This is a genomic window from uncultured Lutibacter sp. (genome assembly GCF_947495725.1).
Taxonomy (GTDB): Bacteria; Bacteroidota; Bacteroidia; order Flavobacteriales; family Flavobacteriaceae; genus Lutibacter.
Genome location: NZ_CANLZZ010000003.1, coordinates 123,571 through 147,192, shown reverse-complemented (window position 1 = coordinate 147,192; position 23,622 = coordinate 123,571). Strand labels below are relative to the sequence as shown.

Sequence of the window (23,622 nt, the reverse complement as noted above, 5' to 3'; positions counted from 1 at the left end):
AGATTTATTATTTCTTATATTTACAAATATGAAATGGAATAACGCTTTAACAGATTATGTTACCTACCTAAAAATTGAAAAAGGTTTGGCAAAAAACTCTATTGAAAGTTATTCTAGAGATGTTAAAAAATTAATTCAATATCTCGAAACCAATAAAATTAACACCACGCCTATTGTTATTAATGATGTAATTATACAAGAATTTATTTATACTGCTTCAAAAACAATCAATGCCCGTTCACAAGCAAGATTAATATCTGGAATTCGCAATTTCTTCGACTATTTAATTTTTGAAAACTATAGAGAATCTAACCCTACTGATTTAATTGAAACACCAAAAATTGGGATGAAACTTCCAGATACTCTTTCGATTAAAGATATTGACTTATTAATTAATTCAATTGACTTAAGTGAGCCACAAGGCGAACGTAATAGAACCATTTTAGAAACATTATATAGTTGTGGTTTAAGGGTTTCTGAATTAGTAGATTTAAAACTTTCTGATTTATTTTTTGAAGAAGGGTTTATTAGGGTTATTGGAAAAGGTAATAAGCAAAGATTTGTACCTATTAATGAGCAAACTCAAAAATATATCAATTTTTATGTTCTTGATATTCGTTCACATATTGATGTAAAAAAAGGCTTTGAGGATACTGTTTTTTTAAACAGAAGAGGGAAAAAACTAACACGTGTAATGATTTTTACCATTGTTAAAAACCTTGCTATAAAAACTGGATTAAAAAAGAAAATTAGTCCGCATACGTTTAGACACTCATTTGCTACTCATTTACTAGAACGAGGTGCAGATTTAAGAGCAATTCAACAAATGTTAGGTCATGAAAGTATTACAACAACCGAAATATATATGCATTTGGATAAGAGTTTCTTAAAAGAAGTTGTTAATACATTTCACCCAAGGAGTAAATAAAAACTGTAGTAACATTTTTCAACATTAACTACAGTTTTTAATAATAATTTAAATAGAATTATTTTCTAAACAATGGATCAGTTCCAATAGTTCCTTCTAACGATTTTAAATACTCGTTAGAATTGGCTTTACTATACATGTTTTTAACATTTTCTAATTTTTCAACTAAATTTAATTCTTCAACAATTAAATCGTTTTTCGGGTTCGAAATAAACGTTTCTAAATAATTAATTTGTTTTATATAAAAATTTACATCTTTTTGTTGCTTTAATTTTAAACGCTCTTTATACCAATCGCTTTTTAAAACATAATCTCTATCAAAATAAGCTCTTAAAGTTGGATCGCTAATTTCTTTACCTTCATACTGTCCATAAGCCATAACATGAAGAATTATTTTTAATGGAGGAATAGCTGCTTCAACACTTCCATCAGCAAAATATCTTAACGCTACTTTTTGTTGTGCCTCAACAATATTTGCAATACCGTCTACATAATCTTCTAGACCTTGTAATTCTGGTTTCAACATTTTTTCACTAAAAACAGCATTTGGCTCGTCAAATAAACGATTTAAACATCTTAAAGAAAACGTACTAGTAATTCTATATCCTAAGCGGCTTGCTAAAACTTTATTACCATTATATTCAAAATCTTCAATTTTTTCTAAAGAACCATTTTCAATTAACGCTTTTGGATCTCTATCCTCTGCTTCCAAACGAGCCCAAATTTCGGGTATTAATAAACTAATGTCATGGTCTACTTTATTTTCAGCTCCAACATAACCTGCGGCAGTACTAAACGCATTAGATTCTGTTAAAATATGCGATAATAATGCATTGTTTAAATCTGTAGTTGGAGTTAACATATTAAAAGGTCCTTTTGTTAATGCTCCCTCAGATCCGGCACCAGTAGTTGAAGGAGATTTCCCCGTTAAACTACAAATAAAGTCCATAAATAACTCTGGAGTTTCTTGATAATGAATTGGGTTGTAAACTGCCAATGGTCTAATACCAGCTTCTTTATCTACTGGATTATTTCTTCTCCCTGGCAAAACAGCATTTACAACATTAATAACTGGGTCTTCAGATTTTATTTTCCTAAACAACCTTACACCTACTTCGCCTAAATAACTATCTTCAGTTTCATTAATAAAAATGTTTTTTTCTAAATAACGAGGATTTTTTGTTGGTTCTCCATCAACAATTCTAGTGTGCGATGGTAAAGAAAAATATTCTTCATCATTTGGACTATTAACAACACTTAAAATTAAATCTTTTACAGGCTGTGTATATTTATCATAGTTAATAGTGTCTTCAAATATTTCAATAGCGTCTTTTTTAGTTAATAGCTCGTAATTAGTTAAAAATACGTTGCCCGATACTAAATCACGCTCTGCTCCTTCATCATAACCTCTAACAATTGCTTCATCGGGTCTTTGGAATAAATGCGACTCACAATTTGCTACAACCTTTAAACTTTTATTTGTGTATTGGTTGTTTAAATTTTTAAACTTATTTCTAGGTAAAGTTATTGAAGCTGAAATATCATCTTCTAACTGAATTTTTGTACTCGCAGAAAAATCTGAACGTAATTTATTTAACATCCATCTTCCTTCTGGATTAAATCCAATTCTAACATAACTACCAACCACAGGATTGTTAAAATACCAAAGCCCTGTTCCTTTTTGTCCATTTATAATTTGAACAGACATACAATCTTTCCAATTTAAATCTCCGTGATCTTGTCTGTATAATCGTTTTACAAATAAAACCAGCGATCTAATATGAACAGGAATATTTTTAACAAACTCATTAAACTCATCACTATTATCACTTGATGGAGTTAATAACATTACTGCCGAACCAAGAGTACGTTCTTTGCTTAAAAATGGTTTTGATGGTGGTAACGATGAATCGAAATTTTTCCATCTTTTTGAGTAATCATATTCAATAATTTCATCAGCCTTTTTAAAATCTTCATCAATATCTAAAATATTAAATGTATTATATGTAATAGCATTTAGCATAGATTTTGAAATTTCCGATTTCCCTCCACCTGATACAGTACAAGGTTTATGGCAAAAAATACCTTCTGGAGAAGTATTTACAATTCTCCACAAAGAAATTGCCTTGTGTTTTTCTAATCTAAACTTATTTCCTGTTGGATGTATATATGTTTTAAGAGGAGATAATGTTAGTTCTTGTTCTACATTTTTATATGTCCAAGTTATATTATTGGTATTGGTATTTATATAGGCGTTTTCAGGAATATAAACTAAATTCGGGTACTTTTTATCTATTGCATAATTTGAATCTTTTACTTCAATTCTATCACCTAATAAATTTTTAACATTTTCAAAACTAAATCTATTCCCAAATTTAGCTGAAAATGCACTACCATCAACAATATCCCCCATTACACCTCTTGGATAAGCTATTGCACCGCCAGAATGCTCTTCTTCAACCAATCCAAATAAATTTGCCGAATAACTAATTTGGGTTTTAATTTCCTTTTTTGAATATCCAAAATAATTATCAGCAATAATAGTTACAACAACACCTCTATCGTCTCTACAAGTTACTTTAAAAGCGCTACCGTCATTATATAATTCATTATCATCTTTCCAGCACATACCATCATTTTTTTGACGATCTGTAGCATCATTATAATGAGGCAATCCAACTTGTTTTTTAGTTAAGGTTTTAAGTTGAGGTGCCAAAATTATACATCCTGTATGTCCGGTCCAATGTTCGGTATCCAGAGCTGCATCATTATGTGCTAAATTAGGATCGCCGGCGTTCCCGAAAATGGATTCAACAAAATCTAAATTGCTTACCAAACTACCAGGAGCAAAAAAGCGAACCTCCATACTTTTTTTAGAAATTACTCCTTTTACCTCAGGACAAACCATTGGTCTCATTAGAAATGAAACTATTACTTTTGCTTTGTTCTCTTGGTTTGAAGTAAATGGTAATGTTTTTAATTCATCTGAAGGAGTAAAAGCAGCATTTAAAAAATGTGCAAAAGCTATTTTTGGCACTTCTTTTTTATCTAAAGGTACCGGTAAGTCTCCTTCTACAATATGAAATGTTCCTTTAGTTGTTCTTTTATCATGAATTGGATTATTTAAAATCCCTTGTTTTATTCTGTGTGAAGTAATATTCTCGCTTACAAACGTTTTACCATTTGGTGGTAAACTTGCCTCACGTGCATGTCCTTTCTGATTTAAAATTAAAGTGTTATTTGGTAATACATAGGGCTTATCAAAAGGAACATTTTTAAGGTAATCATTTAAAAAATTCTGTATCCTTGTATCTACAGGAGATAAATGATTTGACAATAATCTCGACTTTTCTTTAAAATTTTTAATTAACGAATTTGTTAATTTTTGAAATTTTAGATTGCAAAATTTTTCATCTGAGTTCTCATCATCTGTAAAAATTGGTTGACCTAAAGATTCTAATTGTAAGTTTATGTACTGTACAATATCTTTTCTTGTTTGAATAATTTCCTCCTGGTTTGTGCCCATAGTATTATATTTAAAATTAAATTTTGTTTTATACCAATAAAATTTAAGGTAATAAACAATTATAAAAATTGGTTAACCAATTTTCATTTTCACAAAAATATCTAAAAAAAATGTTATAATTCAATAATTTTAAAAGAAAAATATAAATTAAATTAAAAATATAAACATTTCGCAACGTATTTAAATAAATGTTGTATTAACAATAATTTAAAGTTGAAATTTATATTAAAATCGTATTAAACTTTTAAGAATAAACACTTTATACTAATATGTACGATTATAAACATTGAATAACATGGTTGGGTGCAAAAAAAAATCCCGCAAAAGCGAGATTTTTTTTATTTAATTTATTTTAACAAAACATGCTATTTAGCAATATTTACAGCTCTAGTTTCTCTAATAACTGTTATTCTTACTTGTCCAGGATAGGTCATATCATTTTGAATTTTTTGTGATATATTAAAAGAAAGTTCAGACGCTTTTGCATCATTTACCTTTTCACTTTCAACAATAACACGTAATTCTCTACCTGCCTGTATAGCATAAGCCTTTTGCACTCCACTAAATCCGAATGCAATATCTTCTAAATCTTTTAAACGCTGTATATATGAATCTAAAACTTGTCTACGAGCTCCTGGTCTTGCACCTGAAATAGCATCACATACTTGCACAATTGGTGCAATTAACGTTTTCATTTCAATTTCATCATGATGCGCTCCAATGGCGTTACATATTTCTGGGTTTTCGTTATATTTTTCTGCCCATTGCATTCCAAGTAAAGCATGCGGTAATTCACTTTCAGTTTCAGGTACTTTACCAATATCATGTAATAAACCAGCACGTTTCGCTAATTTAGCATTAAGTCCTAATTCTGCCGCCATTAATCCACAAAGGTTAGCAACTTCACGAGAGTGTTGTAATAAATTTTGTCCATAAGAAGAACGATATTTCATTCTACCAATGGTTTTTATTAACTCAGGATGCAACCCATGAATACCCAAATCTATTACTGTACGTTTACCAACTTCAATAATTTCTTGTTGTAATTGTTTTTCTGTTTTTTTAACAATTTCTTCAATTCTGGCTGGGTGAATTCTTCCGTCAGTTACTAATTTATGTAATGATAAGCGCGCAATTTCTCTACGAACCGGATCAAAACAAGATAATATGATAGCCTCAGGAGTGTCATCTACAATAATTTCCACGCCAGTTGCAGCCTCAATTGCTCTAATATTTCTACCTTCTCTACCAATAATACGTCCTTTAACATCATCAGATTCAATATTAAAAACAGAAACACAATTTTCAACAGTTTGTTCAACACCTACTCGTTGAATTGTATTTAATATAACTTTACGTGCTTCCTGTTGTGCTGTTAATTTTGCTTCTTCAATGGTGTCTTGTATATGAGCCATTGCATCTGATTTAGCCTCATCTTTCAATGATTCAACTAATTCTTTTTTAGCATCCTCAGCTGATAAACCAGAAATTACCTCAAGGTTTTCTACTTGTTTTCTGTGCAGTTTATCAACTTCTTCTGTTCTGCGTTCTAGGTATTCAATTTTTTTATTGAACTCATTAATTTTAGAGTTTGCTTCTTGGTTTAATTTTTTGTTTTTGTCTAATTCTTGAGAAATTTGTGATTCTCTATCTCTTGCACGTTTTTCTGAATCGGCTATTTTTTTATCTCGTGCAATTATGACTTTTTCGTGTTCAGATTTTAATTCAATAAACTTCTCTTTAGCTTGTAAAATTTTATCTTTTTTAATTGCATCGGCCTCAATTTGAGCTTCTCTTATAATTGAACTCGCTTCTTTTTTAGTGTTTCTTAATATTTTAGTTGCCTTCTTTTTTTCTAAAGATTTAGCAACAACATATCCTATTGCTAATCCTATTACTATGCCAATTACAATTAGCATTATAGATTCTACCATATTTCAAATTTAGATATAAAAAAACCTACAATAGTATGGTTTTTGTAAACTCCTTATAAACAAGTTTAGGACTAACGAAATGGTCAAGGATCCGTTTAAAACGGCCTGCTTTTACAAATACGACTCATCCTTTATAAAGATATAGTGTTGAGTTTAACAAACAATTACTAATGTAGGCAGTATTATTAATTAATATTTTTAAAGAACTTATTTGTTTAAATGCTCATCAATTAAAACATTTAATTTATTCATTTTTTCTATTGCTTTATTTAAATCTTCTTCTTTATTAATTGCGTTAATTTCAATTAATGAAGCAAATTGCAATGCACACATAGCTAAAACATCTTGTTTATCACTAACCGCATAGTTTTGCTCAAATTTAGTAACTAAATCATTAATTTTATTTGCAGCTTTTCGCATTCCCTCTTCTTCATTTTCATTTTTTACTCTTAGAGGGTAAACTCTTCCTGCAATTGTAACTTTTATTTTTAATGATTCCGCCATTTAAAAGATCTTATTCACTTAATTGAATTATACAATTATCAATTTCACGAATTAAAGCATTTATTTTGAGTTTTGTATTTCTACTATCTTCCTTACTGCCTTCTATAGTTTTTGCAATTTTTAATGCTTGATATTTATTTTCAATTTCATTAATTAACTGCTTATCTTTAGTTATTTCATTTTCTAAAACTGCTATTTTATTGTATAAAATCTCATTTTCTTCTTTCAAAAAAATATAATTTTCTAAAAGCGAATTGAGTTTATTTTCAATTAAATCAACAACTCCTAAAATTTCACTCATAAAAAAACTAAAATATATACTATTTATACAAAGTTACCATTACTATATCAATATTACAACTGTTTTGATGTCATTTTAAAAAAAACTTAACTAAACAATGTGAAATGCCTGATTTTTAATCTTTACTAAAAAATATTATTTTATTTTAGCAAAAACAATTATTGTGAAAAATATACTTTTTATTTTAATACTCTTAATTTATCAAAATTCTATATCTCAAGGAGCTCTAAGTTCTAATACAACTTTTCCTATAGATTATTTTGAAAGTCCATTAGACATTCCTTTAATTTTGTCTGGTACATTTGGAGAATTACGCACTAATCATTTTCATTCTGGTCTTGATATTAAAACTTTAGGAAAGGAAGGTTTAAATGTAACAACGGCTGCAGAAGGTTATGTTTCTAGAATTAAAGTTTCGGCTTGGGGTTATGGAAAGGCTCTTTATATTACACATCCAAATGGTTATACTTCAGTTTATGCGCACTTAAAAAAGTTTAATAATAAAATTGAGGCTTTTGTAAAAAAACATCAATACTCAAAAAAAAGTTTTGAAATACAATTATTTCCTCAGGCATCTGCTTTACCTATTTCAAAAGGAGAAGTTATAGCTTTGTCTGGAAATTCAGGTAGTTCTGGTGGTCCCCATTTGCATTTTGAAATACGAAATTCGAAAACAGAGAAGCCTATTAACCCAATGTTATTTGGAATACAAATAAACGACGCTATAAAGCCTAGAATCAACACCTTGATAGGTTATTCTCTTTCAGATGAATCTCATATAAATAGAATATCAAAACCTTCCCAAATTTCTTTGATAAAACTAAAAGATGGAAATTTAACTACACCTATAATTAATGCATACGGAAAAATTGGCTTTGGTATTAATGCGTATGATCAATTAGATGGAGCATATAATAAAAATGGACTATACAGTTTAACAATGTTAGTAAATGGAACAAAAGTCCACGAGTTTAATGCCACTTCCTTTTCTTTTTCGGAAAGTAAATACATTAATTTGTTAATTGATTACGAACGTTTAGCCAATTTAAACCAGCGAATTCAAAAATGTTTTATTGAACCTTCAAATAAGTTAAGTTTATACAAAAAATCGGATACCAAAGGTTATTTAACTGTTAAAGATGGATTGAATTACAATGTCGAAGTTATTGCAAAAGACTTTAAAGGTAATACACAAAGTATAAAAATTCCAATAGTAGGTAAAAAAGACTCTTTAATTGTTGCCAACAATTTAAAAGAAACACCTTATAAAATTAATTTTAAAGAATTCAACAAATTTAGTTTAAATGGAGTAAGTATTGCCTTTCCTAAAAATACTTTTTATAATAATGAATTCTTAGATTTTAAGGTTGAAAATAATATAGTAAAAGTACATACACCAACTATTCCTTTAGACAAAAATTATACACTTACTTTTGATGTATCTAAATACTCTCCTGAAGAAAAAAAACATCTATATATTGCTTCTGTTAATAAATATGGCACAACAAGTTATCAAAAAACCATAAAAAAGAATACAACTTTTTACACTTCAACCAAAAAACTAGGTAATTACACATTAGCATCTGATAATGAGAAACCTATAATAAAATTATTAAATATTAGAAACGAACAGTGGCTTACCAAGTATAACTCTATTAAGGTTCATATTAGTGATTCTGGATCGGGAATAAAATCATATAAAGGTGAAATTGATGGAGAGTGGATTTTAATGGAATACGATGCTAAAACTGATAAATTAACTTATGACTTAAATGATAAATCCTTTACCAATGCTAAACATAATTTAAAGGTTACTGTAACGGATAATGTTGGAAACACTAGAGTACTTAATGCAACTTTTTATCGTAAAAAATAAGCTCTAAACTTTGAAAAAATTCACTTCTTTAATACTACTATTTTCGTCAATTATTATTTCAGCACAAACCGCTAAGATAAAGGGAATCATAAAAAATGAAAGTAAAATTCCTATTGAAGGAGTTTCAATTTTCACTAAAAATCGGGGTACTACATCAAATGCAAAAGGAGAATATGAGTTAAAAATTAATGCTAATAATAAGGTAATCGTAAATTTTAAACATTTAGGATTTAGAACAATTCAAAAAGTAATTAATATTCCGGCAAATAAAACATTTCGATATTCTCCTACCTTAATAATAAGTATAGAAGAAATTAATGAGGTAGTTATTGAAGATCATAAAAAAGATGCACAAGGATTAATTAAAGTAAACCCAGAAAATATTTCTAAAATACCCGGTGCAAACCAAGGTGTAGAGAATATTTTAATGACACTTCCTGGTGTTAATAACACTAACGAATTAAGTACTCAATATAATGTTAGAGGTGGTAATTTTGATGAAAATTTAGTTTATGTTAATGGTATTGAAGTTTATCGACCTTTTTTAGTAAGATCGGGACAGCAAGAGGGTTTAAGTTTTGTAAATGGAGCAATGGTACAAAATGTTAGTTTCTCCGCTGGTGGTTTTCAGGCGAAATTTGGAGATAAATTATCATCGGTTCTAGATATTACTTATAAAAAACCAAGCGAATTTGCAGCAAGTGTTAATGCAAGTCTTCTAGGTGGGAGTTTTACTCTTGAAGGTATTTCTCCAAATAAAAAATTTAGTTCTTTGCTTGGAATTAGATATAGAGATAACAGTTTATTTATAAATAGTAAGGATATTGAAACTAATGCAAACCCTAATTTCACAGATGTTCAATCCTTTTTAACATATACCCTAAACCCCAAATTGAAGTTTGAGTTTTTAGGTAATTTTACACTTAATAATTATAATTACATCCCAAAAACTAGAAGGACTAAATTTGGAACCTTGGATGATCCTTTAGAGTTAATTGTATATTATAACGGAAAAGAAAAAGACAAATTTAAAACACTTTTTGGAGCTTTAAAAGGCTCATACTCTGTTAATAAAAATTTAGATTTAAGTTTTTCAACTTCTACATATCATACCATTGAAGAGGAATATTATGATATTTTAGCTAGTTACAATGTTGGAGAAGTTAATAACGATTTTGCTTCAGAAAATTTTGGAGATGTTGAATTTTCAGAAGGAATTGGTTCTCAATTAAATCATGCTCGTAATGATATTGATGCTTTAATAGCTAATTCGGAAGTTAAAGGAACTTACAAAAAAAAGAATCATAGAATAGATTTTGGTGTTAAATATCAAATTGAAGATATTAAAGATCGAATAAAAGAATGGGAAATAATTGATTCTGTAGGGTTTAGTGTTAGACCACCAAATCAGTTTCAAAATAATCAACCATACGAGCCATTTTCGGGTGAATTAGCTCCCTTTCAAAGTGTTAGTGCCAATAACAAATTAAAAATTGATAGACTTGTTTGGTTTACGCAATACAGTAATATTTCTCAATGGAACAATCATAAAATATGGTATAATTTAGGTATTCGCTCTCATAATTGGAATGTTAATGGAGAAAACTTAGAAACTAGCAATAAAATAATTTATAGTTTACGTGGGCAATTTGCAATTAAACCAGATTGGAACAAAGATATGTTGTTTAGAATATCTGGTGGAATGTATAATCAACCGCCTTTTTATAAAGAACTTAGAGATTTTGACGGAAAAATTAATACAACTGTTGAAACTCAAAAATCAATTCAATTTGTAGTTGGAAATGATTTTAGTTTTAATTTATGGAACAGACCTTTTAAATTAGTTTCCGAAATATATTATAAAAACCTATCAAATGTTAACACCTATACACTTGATAATGTTAAGATTAGGTACATAGCAGATAACAATGCTACGGCTTACGCTACTGGTGTGGATTTAAGGTTAAATGGTGAATTTGTTCCCGGAACAGAAAGTTGGGTAAGCATTGGTTTTCTAAAAACTGAAGAAAACTATAATAACCAAGGTTTTATATCTAGACCAACAGATCAACGATTTAAATTCGCAATGCTTTTTCAAGATTATGTTCCCAATATTCCTAAAATTAAAATGTATTTAAATTTGGTTTTTAACTCGGGTTTACCGGGAGGAGCTCCCTCCTATTCAAACCCTTACGAATATCAGGGTAGATTAAATGCTTATAAACGAGCTGATATTGGAATTTCTTATATTTTTAAAGATTATAATAACAAATCGAATAGTAAATGGTTGAATGATATTAAGGAATTAAGTGTTGGTTTTGAAATTTTTAATATGTTTGATGTGCAAAATTCAATTACAAACACCTGGGTTAGAGATTCTTATTCCAAAAGGTATTATGGAATACCAAATTATATGACTCCGAGATTATTAAATTTAAAAATGGATATAAAGTTTTAAAAAAGGAAACCACTAATGTACTGTATTCATTAATTCTAATTTATTCAATCAATCGGTTAGAATTCAAAATCAATACCCTTATTAAATAAAATTCTTCACCTCTAATAAATAGTCAATAATACTTTGCCCAAAGTTTAATTTAAACAAACACAATATCTTTTAGCAGTTTTCCTCTTTGTAAATTTAGAAATAATTAAACATTATTAAAATACTCAAATTGAGTATTTATCATAATCTTCTAAATTTATAGTACTATTTTATTCATTTTTAGCATACCAATAAGTTCTCCTGTTGTAGAAATTTTCATTTTTTTTAAAATATTTCTTCTATGAGTGTCTACTGTATTAGAGGAAATACAAAGTTTTTTTGCAATTTCTTTACTAGAATTGTTTAAAACTAACAATCTAACAATATCACGTTCTCTATTCGAAATTCCATCAGTAAGTAATTTTTGAGAGAAATTATTAAAATACATTGTTTCATACTCATCATTTAGATTCAATAATTTGGCTGAGGCACAAATATCCATTTTAATATTAGAATTTAATACTGAATAATGCGCTAAACCAATAATAGGTTTTTTTTGAGTATCAAATTCAAGGGGAGTTGTATTTTGAATAATATTTACATATTCTTCATTGGAGTTTTTAAATCTAAAATTCCAAGTATAATTCATTCTGCTTCTATCCTCCAATGAAATTTCGTTAACCGTATAATTCATTAGTTCATTTAAGCCTGTCAACCATAAATCAATATCATCTGGATGAATTCTACTCCAAAAGTACCTCATACCTTCTTCCCTAAATAATGATGGAGAAAGCCCAACACATGACTTTAGGTTTTTACTAATATATTCGAATGATAAGGTTTGTGTATTTGTTACACAAAAAAAGGTTGAGCTATAAGGCAAAAACTCATCTAATTCAATTATTTTTGAAATATGCTTTTCTACTAAATTACAACCATAAGAATCAAAAATTTTAGAGTAAATCTTTTTTATTTTAGTTAAAGCCATTTTTTTTAAATAATTTTTTAATGAAATTAAAAAGTTTAATCAATGCATAAAATAGCAGAAGTTATTTATGTATCTGATTAAGAATTATTTAAAAATAGTTTTTTTTTATTAAACCAAAAAATTATTCAATAATTTGGCTTGTATGTTGTTTTGTTTTTACTTTAATGATAATATCTTCAATAACACCTTTTTCATCAATAATAAAAGTTGTTCTATGAATTCCGTCGTATTCACGGCCCATAAATTTTTTAGGTCCCCAAACCCCAAAAGCATTAATAACATCTTTATTTTCATCTGCCAACAATGGAAATGGTAAGTTATTTTTATTAATAAAATTTTGTTGCCTTTTCTGGGAATCTGCACTTACACCTAAAACATCATAACCTTTGGCAATAAACATCTGATAATTATCTCGTAAGTTACAAGCTTGCATTGTACAACCAGGAGTACTTGCCTTTGGGTAAAAAAATAAAACAAGTTTTTTACCTATATAATTAGACAACTTAATAATATTTCCTTCCTGATCAAATGCTTCGAAATTTGGTGCTTTATCTCCTACTTTTAATGTTGTCATAATCATTTTAATTTTAAATTGAAGATCAAATTTAACCACTTTAAAAGATATAAACTAATTCCTTTTTCTTTTAATTAAACTATTTTTATCTTTCAACATTAAATTTTTACAAAACCTAAATGACTAAGAAAGAAAAAGTACAATTTATTATTGAAACACTTGAAAAATTATATCCAGAAGTTCCAATACCTTTAGATCATAAAGATCCGTATACGTTATTAATTGCCGTTTTAATGTCTGCCCAAAGTACTGATGTAGGCGTAAATAAAATTACTCCTATTTTGTTTGCAAAAGCAGATAACCCATATGATATGGTAAAATTAAGTGTTGAAGAAATAAGAGAAATTATAAAACCTGTGGGATTATCCCCAATGAAATCAAAAGGAATTTTTGGGCTTTCAAAAATACTTATTGAAAAGCATCATGGAAAGGTTCCTCGAAATTTTGAAGATTTAGAAGCTTTGCCAGCTGTTGGTCATAAAACAGCGAGTGTTGTTATGAGTCAAGCCTTTGGAATTCCTGCATTTCCAGTAGATACTCATATTCACCGTTTAATGTATAGATGGGGATTAACAAATGGAAAAAATGTTGTGCAAACAGAAAAAGACGCTAAACGATTATTTCCAAAAGAATTATGGAACAAATTACATTTGCAAATTATTTTTTATGGAAGAGAGTATTCTCCTGCCAGAAATTGGGATATTGAAAAAGATATTATTTTTAAAGCAATAGGAAGAAAATCTTTAATAAAATAAAAAACCCATTTTGGTTAAAAATGGGTTTTAAGAACATTAATTCAAATGTAATTCAATATAATCGTTTTTGTTGGTTTTTACAACTCTCAATTGCTTGGAGTAATTAATCAAATATTGAATTATTTCTTTTCTAGGATGCTCCATATTTGGAGACTTTTTAGTGTAAAGTTTCATCATATATACGTGGTTTATACAGTATTAACGAAGAACTTTTAATTTTATTTTAATTTACTAAAATTATTTTATGTTTTTCTATTAATTTTCTCAAATTTATAAGGGCATATCGCATACGACCTAACGCTGTATTAATGCTTACACCCGTGTTTTCTGCAATTTCTTTAAAGCTCATATCTTTATACATGCGCATAAGTAAAACTTCTTTCTGATCTTCTGGTAATTCTACAATTAATCCTCTTATATCTTCTAATATTTGATCTTTTATTAATTGTTTTTCAATATTTAATACTTCATCACTAATGATGCTAAAAATATCGAATTCATCTGTGTTTTTAAATGTTGGTATACGTTTGTTTCTTCTGAAATAATCAATTACCAAATTATGTGCTATTCTCATAACCCAAGGTAAAAACTTCCCTTCTTCGTTGTACGCTCCTCTTTTTAAGGTGTTTATAACTTTAATAAATGTGTCTTGAAAAATATCTTCGGCAACTTCTCTGTCTAAAACTTTAGATAATATAAAACTAAATATTCGCTGCTTATGACGAATAATTAAAATTTCAAGTGATCTTTCACTTCCATTAATATAGTTGCTTACTAGAACACTATCGGCAATAACTTTACTTTCCATAATTTAAATACATTATAGGGGTTAAATTGTATTTTATAATTTTTATAAAAAAGTAATTTTAATATATAGGCATTCTTTTTTTTGATGAATATTCAAATATGGGATATTTTTATTTAAAATACAAATAATTAATTTGATATTAGTAAAATTTTAGACATTTCATTAATTTTTAATATATATACACCCGTTGAAATTGACGATGAAATTTTTAATGTATATTTCAAGCTTCCTTCATTAAATACTTCTTTTAAAATTGGTATTTGAACACCTTTTAAATCAAATAAACTAAACTTATCCGACTCAATACAATTATAAACTGCTATTTCATCTGAAATTATTGGATTTGGATAAACTTCTCTTTGTTCATTCTGTATTGGTTCAATAACTTTCTGATTGAAATATGGAACGGCAAAATTATATGCCTCATGACCTATTTCGTAACCAATTAATCTTCCAGGTATGTCATCTGCTGGAGGGTGAATACCTCCCCAAATTCTAGACAAACTGCATTGATCTGACGCATCTTTATATGTTGCCCATTGTAAATAAACATCTACACTTGGCCCCTTTTCAAAAACTAAGAATTCGTTTTTTCTTGCAACAAATTCTCCAATACCTCCAGGGAAAAATTCATCCCCAGTAATTAAGGTCATAACTTCGGCTGCTGCTCTTGAATAAGTTGAATGTCCCGAAACATAACCAGCAAAAGGAGGAGTAACAAATGTAGGCCTTTGATAAGGCCACCAATTTTCAGCCAATATCCATCCAACTCCTGCGCTATTAACACTTGCATCTTCGATGTAATTTGGACCTCTCCAAGTATATAATTTAATTTTACCAATATTTTCCTCAAGTTGTCCTTCTAGTTCATCTCCTGGTTCAACTAATTCTATATAACCATTAATTAATGGTAATCCTTCAGAATTATAATTATCTAAATTAGGATTTGTACTTTGTCCTTTGTCTGCTAAATGTCTAATAGCTGAAATAGGCCTAATATAATCATACCATCCCTTAATACTCCAAGCAGCAATTGCCGCATCATGCATTGTACCTCCCAAAATAAAATAGGATTTAACGTCCCATTCCAAATTATTAAGCACCTCACCCTCTCCATTTAATTTCTTTATTAATTGAGGATTATCATTAACATAATTTAAAATAGTAAACCAATGGCCTGGTGGAGTTTCTGAATCAGGTCCATCAGCCCAAAATTCAGCTAACACTCTAGTGTAATCACCCCTTGGTACCAACTGTTCATTATATTTTGCTTTAGTAATTGGGTTTATAGAATGGCCTTCACTTATATCACCTCCTATAAATGTATTATAAAAATTAGAGTAGTTTGTATAATCATTTGGTAATTGATTAAATGAAATGTTACCTATACTATTAGGTGAAATATCCCAGATTACACCATCATTTGGGTCGTGATGAGCTCCCCAAACTGAAACAAGAGAAAATCCCCACTTATAAGCATCACTTGAGACAGTTGATTCATTGTCATTCAATAAAGGAGGTTTACCAGGATCCTTGTAAACAGCGTAATTATTTCCATTTCTATTATAAAAATTGACATCTTCATTTTGCATTGCAAATGGTGTAACATTTCCCCATTCAGGACTTAAAAAATCTGGTGTACTACCTTCTATCAAATTACCACTTTGATCAATATAAACATCTAAATTTAACGGTTGCCATCTATTAGGATCTGTTAAATTACTATTTCCTGAAATAATTGGTGACAAAGGTTCGTTTACCGGAGAATAAAATTCATTACTATAATCAAAAAACTCTCTTGACCCATCGGTATACCCAAAATTTATTATGCATTGAGCTATATAATTTCCCAATGCTGCCGCATCACCATCCATATAATTGGCACTATCATTATTTATATCATAACCCAATTGTTCCATTAACAAATTATAAATTTTTTGTGACTTTGTAAAATCTGGTGAATTTTTAAAGCGATGAGAAAGAACACGATACGAAGCAAAACTTATAGCCTTATTTCTAGATGCTTCAATCGATTCTTGCGGAGTAAATTCTTCCAAACTACTTTCATAATTATCAAATTTATTACCCGTGAGATATGGTACCGCCTTATTATCATAAATAGCCCAGGCATCGTACATTGCTATACTTGTATGAAAAAGATTTCTTGCGTGAACTGTAGGTCGTGCAAAATCGTTGCGTATGGACTCCAATAATGCTTCATTCCATAATCTAGCAACAGATTTATTTTCCAAAGTTTGAGATACCCCTAAATTAACTGAAAGTTCTACAGGTAAACTAGAACACTCTTTAGATTCAACAACAGATACAGTTCCAATGGATTCTAATCCCCATTTTATAGTAATTGAACTTGTTCCAAAACCTGATATAATTTCTCCCCCGTGAACTTCCCAAATACCTGTAGCTCCATCAGACAATGGATAGGTATATACTTCATTTTTTAAAAATCCAGAATTGGTATTTCCTGAAATTTGTTTAGATTCTAAATAACTGCAAGAGCCATCATCCAATGACGCTTCAGGATTATAATTACAAGAATTGGGATCGGTACACCCTTCAATTTTTAAACTTGGCTGAATATCAAGAATTTCAAACCCTAATCCTTCAGTTGCAAGTATGGTTTTATTTAACGGAAGGTTTTCATAAGTTTCCTCTATACCAGAAGGCCATTTAATTTTAATATTTTCAATTTGATTTGCTGCCTCTAAGCCAAAATGCACAGGTTGTATGCTTTGAGATAAAAAACCTACTCCTGAATAATAACGATGATATGAACCTAAATTGGTTGTAATTGATATTGTAGTACCAATGGCATTTCTATTTGAAGTTGTACCTATTAATGATACTTTAAACCACTTCAATTCATTAGAATCTGTTTCATTTATAATCTGATTTTTATAAAAATAAGAATCTCTATCACTGTTTGTTACAAACAAATCCAAATCACCATCATTGTCATAATCAAATGGAGTTGCACCAACACTAGTTGTTAGACCTTTAAGGTTCATTTCTTCTGTACTATCTATAAAATTATGTTGCCCATCAGTTTTTACATTTTTGAAATAAAAATTATGTTCAGCTGGATCATTTGTAATCTTAAATCCGTTAACAACAAATAAATCTTCGTATCCGTCAAGATCAAAATCTGCAAATACAGCATCCCACGCCCAACCGGTATCTACTAGGTTTTTTTCAACTGCTATATCTTCAAAAGTATTGTCCCCTTTATTTTTTAGAAAAACATTAGCATTTATATTGGTAATATAAATATCAAAGTTTCCATCGTTATCATAATCTCCCATTGCTAATCCCATATCATCTCTGGAATTATCTAATCCATAGCTTTGGGCTTCACTTGTAATACTAGTACCGTTATGATTTATATATAGTTCGTTTTGAAATGTTTTATCATTGGTAATGTATAAATCCATCCATCCATCTTTATTAAAATCAAACGGAAGACTCATATAAGATTTTCTTCTAGGATTTGTGTTTCCATATTGCTCTGATACATTTTCAAATGTTCCATTTCCATTGTTTAAATAAAAACTATTGTAGCTACAAGCACCCCATTCAGATATATATAAATCTAAAAAACCATCATTATTAAAATCGAACCAAGTAGCACCAGCATTTCTACAACCATTTTCACTATCAATTCCTGCCTCATTTGTTTTTTCAATAAAGGTTCCATTACCTTCATTATGAAATAATTTCACAGAATTTAAAAAAGTAAAAAAGATATCGGGATATCCGTCATTGTCATAATCTCCCCAAGACACTCCATATTTAAACCCATCTAAACCTGCAAACTCTTCACTGTTATTCTCTGGTAATAAATTAATTAAGCCTGATTCTATGGTAACATCCTGAAAGGATCCATCGTTATTATTTCTAAAAAGCTTGCTATGACTAAATTCATTTCCGTTTTGATCTTTTCCCTTAGCAACAACAAATATGTCAAGGTCATTATCTAGATCGTAATCCGCAACAGCAACTCCATTATTTTGTTTTAAGCTACCTAAATTGGATTGCTCCTCAACACGTTGAAAATTTTGAGCAAATACAAGTAAATTACAACTCAAAAAAATGACTAAAACTGTACTGGTTATTTTTTTTATTATTTGCCTTATGATCATTTATTTATAAAACTTTAAAATATTTCTAATCCTAGAATGCTAAAAATGTTTTTTAGTTAGTTTTTTTTTAACGTTTAATGGACAATTATTAAATAATTGTACTTACGGCATAGTTTTCTAGTTTTCAGATTAAAAACAATCTATTCAACACTAAATATAAGGCGATTTTAGTAATAAATAAAACTTTAAAAAATAATTCAAAACTATTTATTAAAAATTTTTAATTTATGACTATTTCTATCAATAATTTTCCAAATATTGTCATTACATTTGCCTTTATTCACTTTTTTAGCAAAAAATGACAAAAAATATTGCATCCTTAAATCCAAAGGAAAACATACTTATTAAAGGAGCAAAACTTCATAATTTAAAAAATATTGATGTTGCTATACCACGTAATAAATTAGTTGTAATAACAGGTTTATCAGGTTCAGGAAAATCAAGTTTGGCTTTTGACACGCTTTTTGCTGAAGGTCAAAGAAGATATGTTGAGAGTCTGTCTTCATATGCAAGACAATTTTTAGGTCGTTTAAATAAACCAAAAGTAGACTATATAAAGGGAATTGCTCCAGCAATTGCTATTGAGCAAAAAGTAAACTCTACAAATCCACGTTCTACCGTTGGGACTTCTACAGAAATTTACGACTATTTAAAACTATTATTTGCTAGAATAGGCAAAACATATTCACCTATTTCGGGTAATGAAGTAAAAAAACACACAGTTAGCGATGTTTTAAATTATATAAAAAAATTAGAACTCAATACTAAATTATTATTGTTAGCTCCAGTGCATATTCCAGAAGAAAGAAGTGTTTTGCAAACTTTAAAAATTCTTGCACAACAAGGATATTCTAGAATTAAATATAAGAATGAAATTTTAAGAATTGAAGAAGTTACAACCGAAATTGAACACGATTTTTTATTGGTTATAGATAGAATTGTGACTAAGGATGATGAAGATTTTTATAATAGACTTGGAGATGCTACACAAACTGCTTTTTTTGAAGGGAAAGGAGAATGTATTTTAGAAAACTTAAACTCTAAAACAATAGTTTCATTTAATAATAAATTTGAACTAGACGGAAAAACTTTTTTAGAGCCAAACACGCATTTGTTTAGTTTTAATAACCCATATGGAGCCTGTCCAAAATGTGAAGGTTATGGAAGTGTTATTGGAATAGATGAGGATTTAGTAATTCCAAACACCGCATTATCAATTTATGAAAATGCTATTTTACCTTGGAAATCTGATTCTTTTAGTAATTTTAAAAATCAATTAGTAAATCACGCCTATAAATTTGATATTCCAATCCATAAACCGTGGTTTGAATTAACCTTAGAACAAAAAAACCTTATTTGGAATGGAAATTCTTCTTTTGAAGGAATTAATCAGTTTTTCTCCTTTCTTGAGGAACAAAGCTATAAAATTCAATATAGAGTAATGCTCTCTCGCTACAGAGGAAAAACCAAATGTAGTGTTTGTGATGGCAAAAGATTACGTGAGGAAACCAATTTTGTTAAAATTAACAACAAAAACATTAGTGATTTGGTGGATTTACCGTTAAAAGAATTAATTGTTTTTTTTAAGAAATTAAAACTCGATAAATATGACGAGAAAATAGCAAAACGTTTATTAGTGGAAATAAACAATCGACTACAGTTTTTAAATAATGTTGGTTTAAGTTATTTAACATTAAACAGAACATCAAATACGCTATCTGGTGGAGAAAGCCAACGCATTAATTTAGCCACATCTTTAGGTAGTAGCTTAGTTGGCTCCATGTATATTTTGGATGAGCCAAGCATTGGTTTACACCCCAAAGATACCGAACGATTAATTAATGTGCTTAAAGATCTTCGAAACTTAGGAAATACTGTTATTGTTGTAGAACATGATGAAGATATTATGAAAGCAGCCGATATGATTATTGATATAGGCCCTGAAGCAGGAACTTTAGGAGGTGAAATTGTTGCGGAAGGTTCATTTAATGATATTCTAAATTCCAACTCTTTAACCGCAAACTACTTAAATGGTAGTAAACAAATTGAAATACCTATAAATAGAAGGAAATCTAAAAATTTTATTGAAATAATTGGAGCTCGCGAAAACAATTTAAAAAATATTGATGTTAAATTCCCCCTAAATGGCTTAACAGTTGTCACGGGTGTATCAGGAAGTGGAAAAAGTACACTGGTTAGTAAAATTTTGTTTCCTGCTATTCAAAAGAAAATTGGTGGATATGGAGAAAAAGTTGGACAGTTTACTGAAATAAGAGGAAACTTTAATTCAATTGAGCATATCGAATTTATTGATCAAAACCCAATTGGTCGTTCAAGCAGATCTAATCCCGTAACATATATAAAAGCATACGACGACATAAGAGCTTTATTTGCTTCTGAAAAATTAGCGAAAATTAGAAATTATCAACCTAAACATTTCTCTTTCAATGTAGAAGGTGGCCGATGTGAAGTTTGCAAAGGTGAAGGTGAAGTTACTATTGAAATGCAATTTATGGCTGATGTTCATTTAGAATGTGAGACTTGTAAAGGGAAACGATTTAAAAAAGAAGTTTTAGAAGTTAAATTTCAACAAAAATCAATTAATGATATTTTAAATAGTACAATTAATGATGCTATTGAATTTTTTAATAAAAATGGAGAAACTAAAATAGTTCGAAAATTACAGCCTTTACAAGATGTTGGACTTGGCTACGTAACTCTTGGTCAATCATCATCAACACTTTCTGGTGGAGAAGCACAACGTATAAAACTTGCATCGTTTTTAGTAAAAGGTACACGTCAAGAAAAATCTTTGTTTATTTTTGATGAACCTACAACTGGTTTACATTTTCACGATATTAAAAAATTATTAAAATCGTTTAACGCACTTATAAACAATGGTCATTCTATTGTTGTAATTGAACATAACATTGATTTAATAAAATGCGCAGATTACATAATTGATTTAGGGAAAGAAGGTGGTAAAAAAGGAGGTTCACTCCTATTTCAAGGAACTCCTGAAGATTTAGCAAAATGTAAAGATTCCTACACAGCCTCTTATTTAGCTGAAAAATTAAGTTAACTAATTTTCTTTTTGGTTTTCAGAACTTTCAATAATTGTTAATTTACTTTTTGCAAGTGCAAAATCTGGGAATAAATTTATAGCTCTCATTAAACTTAACTTGGCTTCACCTGTTTTGTTTAATTGTAAAGCTATTATTCCTTCTAAATAAGCTATCGCTGCATTTAAATCAACATTTTGATTGTAATTTTTATTTACCTGAAAAGTAATTTTAACTTTACCCGTATCCTTAAGTTCTTTTGCTTTTTTAATTGTAACATAAGCTTCCTCAAGTTTTTTTAACGAAACTTGTAAACCAGCTAACTTATATGCGTGGTAATTATTATTTGTTTTTGTAAGTAAATTAGCATACACTTCAGCAGCCTTACTTATAGCGCCCATAGATTCTAATGAAACAGCATTCATTTCTAATAAAGCTACATCATTTGGTTTTCTTTTTAAAATATCATCAGTTACTAAAAAACAAGAAACATACTTAGCATTATTAAAATATAAATAAGCTAAACTATCTTTATAGGTACTTTGTGGGCCTTCAATAGCAATAATATTATACATAGCTGAAGATGCTACTTCTTCATCACTATAACTTAAAGCTAGTTTTAATTTTTCCTTTTCTAAAGATAAATTATCAGAATTTTGAGCTATTGCCGTTGTTGCTAATACAAAAGAAAGTATGTAAATAAGATGTTTCATTTTGTTAATTTGTTTTATGATTGGTAAAACTATTAAATTAATTGTTTTTTTAAGCAAAACTTATCTTAAAAAAACTTTTTTACACAAAAAAAGGTCTGTAAAACAGACCTTTAATTTTGGGTGGAAGACCGGGTTCGAACCGGCGACCTCCGGAACCACAATCCGGCGCTCTAACCAGCTGAGCTACAACCACCATTTAATCGCGGATGCAAATGTATAACTTTTATGTTTTTCTACAAACATTTTTTTAAATTAATTTACTTAAAGAATCAATTGCCACGTAACGTTCTGTATTAAAACCTTCTGCATAATCTTTTCCTATTAATCGTCCTAAATCTTTTGCTCTATAAGTTATACTATCCAAAAAATTCTTACTTGTAATTGGCGAATTTGGTTCATTACTATTTGGATCGTAAAATTGAGATTTATAAGCAAGTACTGCTTCTACTTTTTTATCTATAAATCCGGTTACATCAACTACAAAATCTGGTTCAATATTTTTCCATTGTATATAATGGTATACAAACTTTGGTCTCCAAGCTTTTTGCTCCTCTCCGTTTAAAGTTGTTTCAATTTTTCTTAAACCAGATAAAAAACAAGCATCTGAAACTAATTTACTACCTTTGGGGTGATCAATATGTCTATCATCAATTGCATTACATAAAACTATTTCTGGCTGATACTTTCTAATTATTTCAATTATTTTAATCTGATTTTCTTTATTGTTTTCAAAAAAACCATCCTCTATCTTTATATTCTCTCTAATTTTAACTCCTAAAATTTTAGCTGCCAAGGACGATTCTTTATTTCTAATTTCAGCCGATCCCCTTGTTCCTAATTCTCCTTGAGTTAAATCTAATATTCCAACATTCTTTCCTAAATTTATTTCTTTTGCAATAGTAGCCCCACACCCTAATTCAACGTCGTCGGGATGAGCCCCAATAGCCAATATGTCTAACTTCATAATTTTTTTTCTTTTGAACAAATATAAATAATTTGGTTTCACTATGA

General features: G+C 29.0%; 16 protein-coding genes, 1 tRNA gene and 1 other RNA gene. 5 read left to right on the top strand and 13 right to left on the bottom strand.

Annotation, left to right across the window (positions count from 1 at the left end; translation table 11 throughout):
• Positions 1–28: 28 nt before the first annotated feature.
• The gene (xerD, locus tag Q0776_RS07600; protein ID WP_298366659.1) at positions 29–928 is read left to right on the top strand and encodes a site-specific tyrosine recombinase XerD; all 900 of its coding nucleotides are present in this window, start codon (positions 29–31) and stop codon (positions 926–928) included.
• A gap of 58 nt (positions 929–986) precedes the next feature.
• Here xerD and Q0776_RS07595 read toward each other — a convergent pair whose 3' ends face one another.
• The 5 genes from Q0776_RS07595 to Q0776_RS07575 form a co-directional block, all read right to left on the bottom strand.
• Positions 987–4,454, bottom strand: coding sequence for a hypothetical protein (locus tag Q0776_RS07595; RefSeq protein WP_298366657.1), 3,468 nt, complete (start codon positions 4,452–4,454; stop codon positions 987–989).
• A 365-nt stretch (positions 4,455–4,819) separates the two neighbouring features.
• Positions 4,820–6,388, bottom strand: coding sequence for a ribonuclease Y (gene rny / locus Q0776_RS07590; protein WP_298366655.1), 1,569 nt, complete (start codon positions 6,386–6,388; stop codon positions 4,820–4,822).
• A 46-nt stretch (positions 6,389–6,434) separates the two neighbouring features.
• Positions 6,435–6,541: non-coding RNA, 6S RNA (gene ssrS / locus Q0776_RS07585), on the bottom strand.
• Positions 6,542–6,595: 54 nt separating this feature from the next.
• Positions 6,596–6,892: a cell division protein ZapA gene (locus Q0776_RS07580; RefSeq protein WP_298366652.1), complete on the bottom strand. Its 297-nt coding sequence runs from the start codon at positions 6,890–6,892 to the stop codon at positions 6,596–6,598.
• Positions 6,893–6,902: 10 nt separating this feature from the next.
• Positions 6,903–7,193 (bottom strand): hypothetical protein, encoded by a 291-nt coding sequence (locus tag Q0776_RS07575; protein ID WP_298366650.1) that lies wholly within the window; start codon positions 7,191–7,193, stop codon positions 6,903–6,905.
• A gap of 163 nt (positions 7,194–7,356) precedes the next feature.
• On the opposite strand from Q0776_RS07575, the gene Q0776_RS07570 reads away from it, so the two are divergent.
• Both Q0776_RS07570 and Q0776_RS07565 read left to right on the top strand, forming a co-directional pair.
• Entirely contained in the window at positions 7,357–9,069 is a 1,713-nt protein-coding gene (locus tag Q0776_RS07570) for a M23 family metallopeptidase (RefSeq protein ID WP_298366648.1), read from the top strand.
• 10 nt (positions 9,070–9,079) lie between these two features.
• On the top strand, positions 9,080–11,527 hold the full coding sequence (locus Q0776_RS07565) for a carboxypeptidase-like regulatory domain-containing protein (protein ID WP_298366647.1): 2,448 nt from the start codon (positions 9,080–9,082) through the stop codon (positions 11,525–11,527).
• Positions 11,528–11,771: 244 nt separating this feature from the next.
• Here the strand turns inward: Q0776_RS07565 and Q0776_RS07560 are convergent, their stop codons facing one another.
• Positions 11,772–12,542 (bottom strand): helix-turn-helix transcriptional regulator, encoded by a 771-nt coding sequence (locus Q0776_RS07560; protein ID WP_298366645.1) that lies wholly within the window; start codon positions 12,540–12,542, stop codon positions 11,772–11,774.
• Between the two features lie 121 nt (positions 12,543–12,663).
• The gene (gene bcp / locus Q0776_RS07555) at positions 12,664–13,116 is read right to left on the bottom strand and encodes a thioredoxin-dependent thiol peroxidase (RefSeq protein WP_298366644.1); all 453 of its coding nucleotides are present in this window, start codon (positions 13,114–13,116) and stop codon (positions 12,664–12,666) included.
• 119 nt (positions 13,117–13,235) lie between these two features.
• Here bcp and nth point away from each other — a divergent pair, with 119 nt between their 5' ends.
• Positions 13,236–13,871 carry an endonuclease III gene (nth, locus tag Q0776_RS07550; protein ID WP_298366642.1) on the top strand — a complete coding sequence of 212 codons (636 nt, stop codon included), beginning with the start codon at positions 13,236–13,238 and terminating at the stop codon, positions 13,869–13,871.
• 36 nt (positions 13,872–13,907) lie between these two features.
• Here nth and Q0776_RS07545 read toward each other — a convergent pair whose 3' ends face one another.
• The 3 genes from Q0776_RS07545 to Q0776_RS07535 all read right to left on the bottom strand — a co-directional run bounded on the left by Q0776_RS07545 (position 13,908) and on the right by Q0776_RS07535 (position 18,782).
• Positions 13,908–14,048, bottom strand: a complete 141-nt coding sequence (locus Q0776_RS07545) for a hypothetical protein (protein WP_298366641.1) — start codon at positions 14,046–14,048, stop codon at positions 13,908–13,910.
• 46 nt (positions 14,049–14,094) lie between these two features.
• A complete protein-coding gene (locus Q0776_RS07540) occupies positions 14,095–14,679 on the bottom strand; it encodes a sigma-70 family RNA polymerase sigma factor (protein ID WP_298366638.1) in 585 nt (194 codons plus the stop codon).
• Positions 14,680–14,807: 128 nt separating this feature from the next.
• A complete protein-coding gene (locus Q0776_RS07535; protein WP_298366635.1) occupies positions 14,808–18,782 on the bottom strand; it encodes an FG-GAP-like repeat-containing protein in 3,975 nt (1,324 codons plus the stop codon).
• 352 nt (positions 18,783–19,134) lie between these two features.
• On the opposite strand from Q0776_RS07535, the gene uvrA reads away from it, so the two are divergent.
• Positions 19,135–21,918, top strand: coding sequence for an excinuclease ABC subunit UvrA (gene uvrA / locus Q0776_RS07530; protein ID WP_298366632.1), 2,784 nt, complete (start codon positions 19,135–19,137; stop codon positions 21,916–21,918).
• Here the strand turns inward: uvrA and Q0776_RS07525 are convergent, their stop codons facing one another.
• The 3 genes from Q0776_RS07525 to bshB1 form a co-directional block, all read right to left on the bottom strand.
• Complete coding sequence (locus Q0776_RS07525) at positions 21,919–22,611, bottom strand: hypothetical protein (protein ID WP_298366629.1); 693 nt, start codon at positions 22,609–22,611, stop codon at positions 21,919–21,921.
• Positions 22,612–22,729: 118 nt separating this feature from the next.
• A tRNA-His gene (locus tag Q0776_RS07520) sits at positions 22,730–22,805 on the bottom strand.
• 53 nt (positions 22,806–22,858) lie between these two features.
• A complete protein-coding gene (gene bshB1 / locus Q0776_RS07515) occupies positions 22,859–23,575 on the bottom strand; it encodes a bacillithiol biosynthesis deacetylase BshB1 (RefSeq protein ID WP_298366627.1) in 717 nt (238 codons plus the stop codon).
• Positions 23,576–23,622 lie beyond the last annotated feature (47 nt).